Here is an 11,477-nt window from a genome sequence, read left to right on the forward strand (position 1 = left end):
CCCCACCCCCGGCCCGGCGGCGCAGCCGCCGAAGGCCGGCCGGGCCCGGCCCGGCCCGCCGGGGCCCCCACCGCGCGAAGCGCGGAACAAGGGGCGGGTGGGCGGGGAAAAAACCGCGCGGAGCGCGGGGTACCAACCCCAGCCGGGCGCGTCAGGGCCCACCCGCGCGGAGCGCGCGGGAAAGGGCGGGTGGGTGGGGAGAAAACCTCGGGTCGGCGTCAGGTGCGGCGGCGGCGGATCGTGTTGCCGAGCCAGACGAGGGGGTCGTACTTGCGGTCGGCCGCCCGTTCCTTCATCGGGATGAGCGCGTTGTCGGTGATGTGGATCGACTCCGGGCACACCTCCGTGCAGCACTTGGTGATGTTGCAGAAGCCGAGACCGTGGTCCTCCTGGACGGCCCTCGCCCGGTCGAGGCCCTGGCGGTCGGCCTCGTCCAGGGGGTGCATGTCGAGTTCGGCCATCCGCATCAGGAAGCGGGGGCCGGCGAAGGCCGGTTTGTTCTCCTCGTGGTCCCGAACCACGTGGCACACGTCCTGGCACAGGAAGCACTCGATGCACTTCCGGAACTCCTGCGACCGAGACACGTCCTCCTGCCGCATCCGGTACTCGCCAGGACCGACGCCCTCGGGTGGCACGAAGGACGGGATCTCGCGCGCCTTCTGGTAGTTGAAGCCGACGTCCGTGACCAGGTCGCGGACCACGGGGAAGGTGCGGAGCGGGGTCACGGTGATGGTCTGGCCCGGCTCGAAGAGCGACATCCGGGTCATGCACATCAGCCGCGGCTTGCCGTCGATCTCCGCGCTGCACGAACCGCACTTGCCCGCCTTGCAGTTCCACCGCACCGCCAGGTCGGGGGCCTGGGTGGCCTGGAGGCGGTGGATGATGTCGAGCACGACCTCGCCGTCGTGGACCTCGACCGTGAAGTCCTGGAGGCCGCCGGAACCCGCGTCGCCGCGCCAGACCCGCAGCCTCGTCTCGTAGCCGGATCCACCGGCAGCAGCCTGCTCGCTCATCGGGCCGTCAGCTCCTCGTCCGTCAGGTACTTGGCCAGCTCTTCCTTGTCGAAGAGGTCGAGCAGGTCGGGCCGCATCGGCGGCAGTTCGCGTCGTTCGAGCGCGACCCGGCCGTCGTCGCCCAGCGCGCACAGCAGGTTGACCCGGCGCCACTCGCGGTCCATGCCCGGGTGGTCGTCCCTGGTGTGGCCGCCGCGCGACTCGGTGCGCTCCAGGGCGGCCAGCGCCACGCACTCGCTGACCAGCAGCATGTTGCGCAGGTCGAGCGCCAGGTGCCAGCCAGGGTTGTACTGCCGGTGGCCCTCGACGCCCGCCCCGTCCGCGCGCTGTCGCAGCTCGCCGAGGCGGGACAGCGCCTCGTCCATCTCGGCGGCCCGGCGGATGATGCCCACCAGGTCGTTCATCGTCTGCTGGAGCTCCTGGTGGATGGTGTACGGGTTCTCGCCGCCGTCCGCCGGCTCGAAGGGCCGCACCGCCTCGGCGGCGGCTGCCGCGACCGCCGACTCGTCGGCCACCGGCCGTTCCTCGGCCGGCAGCGTGGCCGCGTGGCGGGCGGCGTGCAGCCCGGCGCGTCGGCCGAACACCAGCAGGTCGGAGAGGGAGTTGCCGCCGAGCCGGTTGGAGCCGTGCATGCCGCCGGCGACCTCGCCGGCCGCGAAGAGCCCGGGGACGCCGGTGGCGGCCGCGGTGTCCGGGTCGACGTCGACGCCGCCCATCACGTAGTGGCAGGTCGGGCCGACCTCCATCGGCTCGCGGGTGATGTCCACGTCCGCCAGCTGCTTGAACTGGTGGTGCATGGACGGCAGTCGGCGGACGATCTCCTCGGCCGAGAGCCGGCTCGAGACGTCCAGGAACACCCCGCCGTGCGGCGAGCCGCGTCCCGCCTTGACCTCGGCGTTGATGGCCCGCGCCACCTCGTCGCGCGGCAGCAGCTCGGGCGGCCTGCGGTTGTGGTCCGGGTCGGCGTACCACCGGTCAGCCTCGGCCTCGTCCTGCGCGTACTGCGCCTTGAAGACCTCGGGGATGTAGTCGAACATGAACCGGCGGTTCTCGCTGTTCCGCAGCACCCCGCCGTCGCCGCGCACCGACTCGGTGACCAGGATCCCCTTCACCGACGGCGGCCAGACCATGCCGGTCGGATGGAACTGCACGAACTCCATGTTCACCAGCGGCGCCCCGGCCAGCAGGGCGAGCGCGTGCCCGTCGCCGGTGTACTCCCAGGAGTTGGAGGTCACCTTGAACGACTTGCCGATGCCGCCGGTGGCCAGCACCACGGCCGGCGCGTCGAAGGCGAAGAACCGGCCGGACTCCCGCTCGTAGCCGAACACGCCGGCCACCGCGCCGTCCCTGGTCAGCACGCGGGTGACGGTGCACTCCTGGAAGACCTTCAGCCGCGCCTCGTAGTCGCCGGTCTGCGCGAAGTCCCGCTGCTGGAGGGCGACCACGCGCTGCTGGAGGGTGCGGATCAGTTCGAGCCCGGTGCGGTCGCCGACGTGGGCCAGCCTCGGGTACTCGTGGCCGCCGAAGTTGCGCTGCGAGATCCGGCCGTCCGCGGTGCGGTCGAACAGCGCGCCCCAGGTCTCCAACTCCCAGACCCGGTCCGGGGCTTCGCGGGCGTGCAGCTCGGCCATCCGCCAGTGGTTGAGGAACTTGCCGCCGCGCATGGTGTCCCGGAAGTGGACCTGCCAGTTGTCGCCCTCGTTGACGTTGCCCATGCTGGCCGCGATGCCGCCCTCGGCCATCACCGTGTGGGCCTTGCCGAACAGCGACTTGCAGATCACGGCCGTGCGCAGGCCCTGTTCGCGGGCCTCGATGGCCGCCCGCAGGCCGGCGCCGCCGGCCCCGACGATCACCACGTCCCACGACTCCCGCTCCACAGTGCTCACTTGTGCTCCTCGCTCGGATCGCTCGGATCGCTCGGATCGTTCTGGCCGTTCACTTCGGTCGGGTGGTCGGGTGGTCGGGTGGTCGGGTGGTCGGGCCGGTCGGGGGGTGGTGGTCAGAAGAGCCGGGGGTCGGAGAACGCGTCGACGGCCAGCAGGTAGACGTAGAGGTCGGTGAGCGCCAGGCTGGTCAACGAGGCCCAGGCCAACGCCATGTGCCGGCCGTTGAGCCGGCTGACGAGGGTCCACAGGCGGTAGCGCACCGGATGCGCGGAGAACGTCTTGAGCCGGCCGCCGATGATGTGCCGGCAGGAGTGGCAGGAGGCCGTGTAGCCCCACACCAGCGTGATGTTGACCACGGCGAGCACCGTGCCGAGGCCCATGTGCCCCCACTCGTAGTGCTCGTCGCGGAAGGTCAGCACCGTGTCGTAGGTGAGGACGACGGCGATGGCGGCCGAGGCGTAGAAGAAGTAGCGGTGCGCGTTGTTGACGATCAGCGGGAAGCGGGTCTCGCCGCTGTAGCTGCCGTGCCGCTCGGCGACGGCGCAGGCGGGCGGCGAGCCCCAGAAGCCGCGGTAGTACGCCTTGCGGTAGTAGTAGCAGGTGAGCCGGAAGCCGAGCGGCAGGGCGAGGAAGATGAGCGCCGGCGAGAGCCCCCACCAGTCCCCGAACAGCGCCCAGTTGGGGCCGCCGCGCATCTCCTCGCAGTTCGAGGCGAGGCACGGGGAGTAGAACGGCGAGACGTAGGGCGCCGCGTAGTAGTCGGCGTTGGCGAACGCCCGCCAGGTGGCGTAGACGACGAACGCCAGCAGCGCGGCGACAGTGACGGTGGGGCCGAGCCACCAGCGGTCGACCCGCAGGTGCCGCTCGGCGATCGCGGCCCGCCCGGCCCGGCCGGTCTGGCCGGCCCGCCCGGACGTGTCGGTCGTGGATTCGGTGCTGGCCACGGGATCCTCCCGGAGGGTGCGGGCTCGTCGTCAGGTCGCGGGTCAGGGCCTAGCCGGGTGCCGGGCCGTGCCGCCCGCCGAGGCCCTCGTCGTCGACGTCCACCCAGAGCCGGTGGTCGTACGGCGTGTCGGGCACCAGGACCACCTCGGCGGCGCCGGTCGGCTCGGCGGGGGACGCGGCCGCCGCCGCGGCGGCGAGCAGCGCCAGGCTCTCGCGCAGCCGCTCGGCGTCCCCGCGCAGCCGGCGCGTCTCGATCCCCGGCCCCAGGTCGCGCTCCAGGCGCAGCACCCGGCGGGTCAGATCGTCCACACAGCGCCGCGCGGCCGTTAACTCCTCGTGCAGCGACATCGCTTGCCACCTCCGTTGGTGGAGCCGCACCGGACGATGCGAGTGTGACGCGAGACACAGGCGGTTGGGAAGAGGGCCGTCACCAAGGCCCCACCCTCGGCCCCGGCCGGTGTGCGCCCGCTGCTCCCATCGGGTGGCCTGGGGCCGGCCGACGCCGTGTCGTCCCGCCCGGCCCGTGCCTCTCCCCTTTCAGTGGCCTCAGAGGCGCGCATACATGTGATCAGCGCACCGGTGAGCCGGAGGTAGGACATGTCAGGAGGGCCATCGAGACCGGGCAGCCGGCGCGGGAGCCGGGCGCGGGGGAGCCGGGCGCGCGGGACGGCCATGGCGGCGCTCGCCGCCGCCGGCGCGTTGCTGGCGCCCGCGCTGGTGACCGGGTGCAGCGGCGAGGGCGACGAGGACCAGGCGCTCGCGATGGGCGCGCAGTCGGTGCCGGACGTCGGCCGCGCCCAGCTGAAGAAGGGCGGCACCGTCCGCTGGGCCGTCGACGCCCTGCCCGCCACCCTCAACGCCTTCCAGCCGGACGCCGACCGGGTCACCGACCAGGTGGCAAGCGCCGTGCTGCCGATGCTGTTCACCATCGACGCCACCGGCCGGCCCCAGCTCAACACCGACTACCTGAGCGCCGCCGAGATCACCGAGCGCGAGCCCAGGCAGACCGTCGTCTACACCCTCAACCCCGAGGCCGCCTGGAGCGACGGCGAGAAGATCGGCGCCCAGGACTTCGTCGCCCAGTGGGAGGCGCTGCGCGGCGGGGACAAGAAGTTCCGGCCGGCGCGGAACGCCGGCTACGACCGGATCGAGAGCGTCGGGAAGGGCCCGAAGTCCGGCCAGGTCGAGGTCACCTTCGCCCAGCCCTACGCCGACTGGCGCTCGCTGTTCAGCCCCCTCTACCCGCGCTCGGTCACCGGTGACGCGGACGGCTTCAACGAGGGCAGCCGCACCGAACTCCCCGTCTCCGGCGGGCCCTTCACTCTCGGCGAGCGGGACGACAAGTCCGCCACCCTGACCCTGGAGCGCAACGACGAGTGGTGGGGCGACCGGGCGCTGCTCGACAGCCTGGTGCTCACCGCGATGCCGCGGGACGAGCGGCGGGCGGCGCTGGAGGGCGGCGAGCTCGAGGTCGCCGAGCTGGACCCGGACGACGCCGAGGGCCTGGTCCCGGCGGCCGCCGGCCCGCCGGCGGCGGACGACAAGCCGGCCGCCGACCCGGACGAGAGCCGGAGCGGCTTCGCCGTGCACCGCGCCTACGACGCGGCCTACACCCAGCTCGCCCTCAACGGCGCCGAGGGGCCGCTCGCCGACGAACGCGTCCGCTGGGCCATCGCCCGCGCCGTCGACCGCGCCGAACTCGCCGAGGACGTCCACGAACCGGCCGGCCTCCCGGTCAAGCCGCTCGGCAGCCACCTGCGGATGTCGGGCCAGGAGGGCTACCGCGACAACAGCGACGCGCTCGGCGCGCCGGGCGTCGACTCGGCCGCCGAACTCCTCGACGAGGCCGGCTGGCAGCAGGGCGAGGGCCCCGCCGGCGAGGACGGCAAGCCGGGCGCCGCCGTGGCCGCCCCGCTCGGCTCAGGATGGCCGGCGGCTCGGCAGCGCGCCGAGCTGCTGCGGCAGGCGGCGGACGCGCAGCGGGCCCAAGGGCTCGACGACCGGGCCGACGACACCGACAAGGACGCCAACGAGGCCGCGACCGAGGCCGAGGAACTGGCGGAACGGGCCGCCACGCCGGTGCGGACCAAGGACGGCAAGGAGCTGCGACTCCGGTTCGTCCTGCCGGACGGGCCAGGCGCCGGCCAGCTGCGGGACGTGGCGGGCCGGATCTCCGCGATGCTGGCGATGGTGGGGATCCGCACCGAGCTGGAGACGGTCGACGCGGGCGCCTTCTTCACCGACCACATCGAGCCAGGCGACTTCGACCTGTCGCTCTACTCCTGGCCGGCGACTTCCTACCCGGCGACGGACGCCCGCACGGTGTTCGCCAAGCCAAGGCCGGCGCCGGGCGGCGTGCTGACCGTCCAGCAGAACTACACGCGGGTCGGGACGGACTACATCGACCAGCTGCTCGACCAGGCGGTGGGGGAGCTGGACGAGTCGGAGCAGGAGGAACTGCTCAACAAGGCCGACGCCCACATCTGGGCCGCGGCCGGCTCCGTCCCCCTCTACCAGCGGCCGCAGCTGGTCGCGGCGCCGGTTGCCCTGTCGGGGGCGGGGGCGTACGGGTTGGCCACGCCGCGCTACCAGGACGTCGGCTACCACGCCGACTGACCCCGGACCGGTTGTTCTCCCTCCACTCTCCCCCAGCTAACGCTGGGAGGTGCCCCCCACAAGCCCTTCGTTCCGCGCTCCGCGCGAGGGTGGCGCTGCGCGCCGGCGGCCGCCGTGCCGGGCCCACCCACCCACCCACCCGCCATGGGGGAACCTCCCAGCCGCCAGGCTGGGGGAGTGGCCTCGCGCGGCGGCTGGCTGCCGGCCGGCCCGGCGGCGGAGCCGCCGCAGGCCAGGCCCGCACCTCCTGGCGGGGCGCAACCCGCCCCGGGCCTGGCCCGCGTGCCCCTGGCGAGCCGGGCGCCGACGCGCGGCGGTGAGAACCGGGTCGTGCTTCGCCAAACGAGACGCATGTGTGATCTGCGTCATCCGCGTTTCTCTTTGTGGCGCCATTGCTGTGGATGTTCGAGTCGCATATGGTTCTCGGGTCGGCCATGTCGGGGAGGGGATTGCCGCGTTCTTGTCGGAGGGGGCTTCGATGTTTTCTGGTGGTGTTTTGTCGCGTCTGATCCTTGTCGCGCTCTCGGTGGCTCTCGCCACTTCCTGTGTTTCGGATGGCTCTGGCGAACCGGGCGATTCAGATACTTCGTCGGAAGGGCCGGCGGGGTGGGAACTTCCATTACAGGCGTATATGCCGAACGAGGAGCAGATAGCACTCGTCGCCAATGCCAGGGAATTCCTGCTGTCTGAATGTATGGCGCGATACGGCTTCAGTTACGCGGCCGCACCCGAACTGCCGTTCTACGGGCCCGAGTCGATGACGGATCTGCGTTACGGAATTCATAACGCGGCCATGGCCGAACGGTACGGATACAAGCCACCCATCGATCTCCGGGCCGCGCGCGAGCAGGAGGCGCGTGCCCTCGCGGTGACTGCCCTCTCAGCCGAGGAGGAGGCCGTGATGACGGGGGAGCCCTCGGGGGGCGCGGCTCCCGCGCCCGAGGTACCGGCCGGCGGATGCGCGGGGGAGGCGGACCGGGCCGTCGCCACGCCTGGCGAGGAACCTGCCACGCTGGCGGCCGAGCTCAGCAACGACGCGTACCTCCGCGCCCAGCGGGAACCGGAAGTCGCGGCCGCCTTCACCGGCTGGTCCTCGTGCATGGCGGACCGAGGGTTCCGCTACGACCACCCCATGGCGCCCGTCGACGATCCCCGGTTCGCCGTGATCGACCCGTCCGCGGCGGAGCTCTCGACGGCCGAGGCCGATCTCGCGTGCCGTGCGGAGCACAGGGTCGTCGAGACCTGGTACGAGGCGGAGGTCCGGCTCCAGGAACGCGCCATTGAGAGCGACTTCGAGCAGCTCGACCTGGAAAGGGCCCGTCTCGCCGAGGCCGTCAGGGCCGCGGCGGACGTTCTCGGCACGCATTCCTGAACCGATGGCCGGCGAGAAGCCGGCCATGGGTCATCACCATCGGAGAAACGGAGACAGCATGCGAAGATTCGTCGTCCGTGGCGCGTTAGGGGCGGCCGCCACCGCATTCCTGCTCGTCGCGACATCGGCACCTGCCAACGCGGTCAACGTTCCGGAATCGCGCAACCTTCTCGATCCGCCGTCCTGTGAGTCACCCTCGGGAAGCAGCTTCCGGTTCAGCTTCCGTTACAACTCCAACCTCGCGGGCTCCTGGAAAAACCTCGGCTACGCCCACGCCAATTTCGCCGCCACCGACATCGGCGTCGGCGATCCCTTCGACTACCCCCTGGAATTCTGCTCAGGCACCGGGAACGGCGCGGGCCAGGGAATCAAGAACAACGCCGCCTCCGCGCGCAACCGGCACAGCTCGTACAGCGGTCGCGTGTACTACAACAGCTGGTGGCAGGGCGCGTACAACAACTTCCTTCCCGGCACGAGCGGGAACCTGACCTCCACCTACAACAACAACGCCTCCTTCCAGTGGTTGTGACGTGAGGTCCCCGTCGGCCACACCGGAGCGGCGGCGCCGCTGGGCGCTCGGCATCCTGATCACCGCGACGATCGCGTCGAGCGCCGGGGCCACCCTGGCGGCCCAGGTGATCAGGTCGCCGGCGCAGGCGATCGCCGAGTCCGCGCCACCACCACCGAGCCTGTTGACCGCCGAGGTCGAACTCCGGGTGCTCAGCGACTCGGTCGTGCTCCGCGGCGCGGTGACCGCCGGGCAGACCGTAGACGTCGCGCCCGTCGTTCAGGGTGACGGGATCCGGTTCCAGGTGGTGTCCAGGGCGCCGGTCGACGCGGGGGCCTCCCTCGCCCCCGGGCAGGTGATCGTCGAGGTGTCGGGGCGCCCCGTCTTCGTGTTACCGGGGGAGCTTCCGGCCTACCGCGACCTCGCCCCCGGGGCGCGGGGCGACGACGTGGCCCAACTTCAGGAGGCACTGCGGAGCCTGGGCCACGACGTCGGCGGCGACGAGCCGGGCGCCTTCGCCACCGGCACGGGCCGGGCTCTGACGGCCCTCTACGCGGACATCGGCTACGAACCGCCGTCCGCAACCACGGAGGGCGCGGGCCCCGTCGTGTCAGACGCGCCCCTGCTGCCGGCCGGGGAGGTCGTCTACCTGGCGGACTTCCCCGCCCGGGTCGACCGCGTCAGCACCCCGGTGGGTGCCGAGGTCACGGGCCCGGTGATGACGATCTCCGCAGGCGCCCTGCTGGTCCGCGGCGCGCTCCAGCCCCACCAGCGGGATCTCGTCAGAACCGGGCAGGAGGTCCGGCTCCTGTCCGAGCTCACCGGCGAGACGGTCGGGGGCCGCGTCACCACGGTCTCGGAGACCATGGCCGCCGACGGGGCGCCGGGATTCGCCCTGGTCGTCACGCCTGAGGAGCCGCTGGTCTCCGGCTGGGCCGGCCAGGACGTCCGTCTCACTGTGGAGGCCGCGACGACGGAGGACGAGGTGCTCGTGGTGCCGGTCTCCGCGATCTCGGCCCGGGCGAACGGCGAGATCTTCGTGCAGGTCCTGGAGCCGGATGGCGGTCGCCGCGACGTGCGCGTCACCACCGGAGTGACCGGCGACGGCTCGGTGGAGGTGACTCCGGTCGCCGGCGGCGAGAACGGGCTGAGGGTGGGGGACGAGGTCGTGGTTGGCACGGCGGTCGGCGGTGGTGTCGCCCCGTGACCGCTCCCGTCATCGAACTCCGGGGCGCCGCCCTGACCTACCCGGGCCCGCCGCCGGTGCTGGCCCTCGGACCGTGCGACCTCGTGGTGCGACGCGGGGAGTTCGTCGTCGTCACGGGCCCCTCCGGCTCGGGCAAGTCCACCCTCCTGAACATCCTCGGACTGCTGAACGCCCCGACCCGGGGCTCCTACCTCCTGGACGGCGTCGACACCGGTGCCATGCGGGACAGGGAGCGGACCGTGCTGCGAGGTCGCCGCATCGGCTTCGTCTTCCAGTCCAGTCACCTGCTGACGCGCCGCACGGCCGTGGAGAACGTGACCCTCGCGATGCTGCACGGCGGCGTTCCCCGTCGGGAGCGGGCCGGCCGGGCGCGGGAGGCCCTGGACCGGGTGGGGCTCGGGCACCGCGTCGAGACACTGCCCAGCCGGCTCTCCGGAGGCGAACGCCAACGCGTCGCCATCGCCCGCGCCCTGGCCGTCAGGCCGTCCCTGCTCCTGTGCGACGAGCCGACCGGCAATCTCGACACCGCCTCCACCGAGGGCGTCCTCAACCTGCTCACCGACCTGCACCGGGACGGCATCACGTTGGTGGTCATCACGCACGACCCGCTCGTGGCGGACCGCGGCGACCGGAGTCTGGTGATCCGCGACGGAGTCATGAGCCGGGGCGCGCTTGATGGCGCCGGCTGCCCGGTGGCCTCCCGATGAGGGATCTGCTGACCGAGGCCCTGGCCGGGGTACTTCAACGCCCGGCGCGCTCCGCCCTCACCGCGCTGGGCACCATCCTCGGCGTGGGCGCCACAGTCGCCGTGCTCGGTCTGACGGCCAGCGCCTCCTCGCGTATCGACGACCGGTTCAACGCCCTGACCGCGACCGAGGTCACCGTCGCCGACGTCAGCGGGGAGGCGGCCGTCGAGGGCGCGGTCACGACGGGCCTCGCCTTCCCCGACGACGCCCAGGCGCGGGTGGAGAGCCTCAACGGTGTGACCCACGCCGGGGTGCACTGGACCGTCGCGCTGCCGGACGGCGCCACGGTGCGTACCACTCCTGCGCTGACGGTGCCTCGCGGAGACGAGCCGCGTGTCGTGGCGGCGTCACCCGGTACGCTGCGCGCCGCCGACGTCATGCTCGCCCAGGGCCGCCTGTTCGACGCGTGGCACGCCGAACGAGCGCAGCACGTCGCCGTCGTCGGCAGTGGCCTGGCGGCCCGGCTCGGCATCACCACGCTCGCCGCCCAGCCGGCGATCTTCATCGGTGACGAGGCGTTCACCGTCGTCGGAGTCGTCGACGACGCGGCCCGCAAGGCCGACCTGCTGCTCTCCGTCGTCGTCCCGCACACCACCGCGGAGCGGCTGTGGGGCGCGCCAGGCGTCCCCGCCGAGATGCTGATCGTCACCCAACTCGGCGCGGCCCGGCAGGTCGCCACGGAAGCCGCGGTCGCCCTCGACCCGACGCACCCGGAACACTTCCGGGTCACCCCGCCACCCGATCCGAGCGCGCTCCGGGGCACGGTCACCGACGATCTCCGCGACCTTTTCCTGATCCTCGCGGCCGCCTGTCTGGTGATCGGGGTCGCCGGCATCAGCAACACGACGCTGGTCGCGGTTCTCGAACGGGTCGGTGAGATCGGGCTGCGGCGTGCCCTGGGCGCCCAACGACGGCACGTCACCGGACAGTTCCTGGCCGAGTCCGCGATCCTCGGCACGCTCGGCGGGTTGGTTGGCACCTCGATCGGCGCGCTCATCGTGATCGGCGTCGCCCTCGTCCGGGACTGGACCCCGGTGCTCCATCCGGAGGTGGTGGCCGCGGCGCCCGGTGTCGGACTGGCCACCGGCCTGCTCGCGGGCATCTACCCGGCCTGGCTAGCCGGGCGCGTCCAGCCGGACGAAGCGCTCCGCAGGTGACCTCCTCGTAGGCATACGAACCGGTTC

Annotated in this window: 10 protein-coding genes; 6 read left to right on the forward strand and 4 right to left on the reverse strand. The window is 72.5% G+C overall.

Features of this window, described 5'->3' with window-relative positions; all coding sequences use genetic code 11:
• Positions 1 to 218: 218 nt before the first annotated feature.
• From ACYVPE_RS19715 to ACYVPE_RS19730, 4 genes are all read right to left on the reverse strand, one after another.
• A complete protein-coding gene (locus ACYVPE_RS19715) occupies positions 219 to 1,013 on the reverse strand; it encodes a succinate dehydrogenase/fumarate reductase iron-sulfur subunit (RefSeq protein WP_461034964.1) in 795 nt (264 codons plus the stop codon).
• The gene (locus ACYVPE_RS19720; RefSeq protein ID WP_461034965.1) at positions 1,010 to 2,899 is read right to left on the reverse strand and encodes a fumarate reductase/succinate dehydrogenase flavoprotein subunit; all 1,890 of its coding nucleotides are present in this window, start codon (positions 2,897 to 2,899) and stop codon (positions 1,010 to 1,012) included. Before ACYVPE_RS19720 ends, ACYVPE_RS19715 begins: the two co-directional genes overlap by 4 nt.
• A gap of 113 nt (positions 2,900 to 3,012) precedes the next feature.
• A complete protein-coding gene (locus tag ACYVPE_RS19725) occupies positions 3,013 to 3,843 on the reverse strand; it encodes a hypothetical protein (RefSeq protein ID WP_461034966.1) in 831 nt (276 codons plus the stop codon).
• Between the two features lie 49 nt (positions 3,844 to 3,892).
• The gene (locus ACYVPE_RS19730) at positions 3,893 to 4,192 is read right to left on the reverse strand and encodes a hypothetical protein (protein ID WP_461034967.1); all 300 of its coding nucleotides are present in this window, start codon (positions 4,190 to 4,192) and stop codon (positions 3,893 to 3,895) included.
• Positions 4,193 to 4,516: 324 nt separating this feature from the next.
• Here ACYVPE_RS19730 and ACYVPE_RS19735 point away from each other — a divergent pair, with 324 nt between their 5' ends.
• The 6 genes from ACYVPE_RS19735 (at position 4,517) to ACYVPE_RS19760 (ending at position 11,450) form a co-directional block, all read left to right on the forward strand.
• Entirely contained in the window at positions 4,517 to 6,460 is a 1,944-nt protein-coding gene (locus ACYVPE_RS19735) for an ABC transporter family substrate-binding protein (protein WP_461034968.1), read from the forward strand.
• 631 nt (positions 6,461 to 7,091) lie between these two features.
• On the forward strand, positions 7,092 to 7,832 hold the full coding sequence (locus ACYVPE_RS19740; protein WP_461034969.1) for a hypothetical protein: 741 nt from the start codon (positions 7,092 to 7,094) through the stop codon (positions 7,830 to 7,832).
• Positions 7,833 to 7,890: 58 nt separating this feature from the next.
• The gene (locus tag ACYVPE_RS19745) at positions 7,891 to 8,361 is read left to right on the forward strand and encodes a hypothetical protein (protein ID WP_461034970.1); all 471 of its coding nucleotides are present in this window, start codon (positions 7,891 to 7,893) and stop codon (positions 8,359 to 8,361) included.
• 1 nt (position 8,362) lies between these two features.
• Positions 8,363 to 9,547 carry an efflux RND transporter periplasmic adaptor subunit gene (locus ACYVPE_RS19750; RefSeq protein ID WP_461034971.1) on the forward strand — a complete coding sequence of 395 codons (1,185 nt, stop codon included), beginning with the start codon at positions 8,363 to 8,365 and terminating at the stop codon, positions 9,545 to 9,547.
• A complete protein-coding gene (locus tag ACYVPE_RS19755; protein ID WP_461034972.1) occupies positions 9,544 to 10,254 on the forward strand; it encodes an ABC transporter ATP-binding protein in 711 nt (236 codons plus the stop codon). Before ACYVPE_RS19750 ends, ACYVPE_RS19755 begins: the two co-directional genes overlap by 4 nt.
• A complete protein-coding gene (locus ACYVPE_RS19760) occupies positions 10,251 to 11,450 on the forward strand; it encodes an ABC transporter permease (RefSeq protein ID WP_461034973.1) in 1,200 nt (399 codons plus the stop codon). Before ACYVPE_RS19755 ends, ACYVPE_RS19760 begins: the two co-directional genes overlap by 4 nt.
• Positions 11,451 to 11,477: the final 27 nt, after the last annotated feature.

The organism is Streptomyces mayteni, assembly GCF_054783955.1.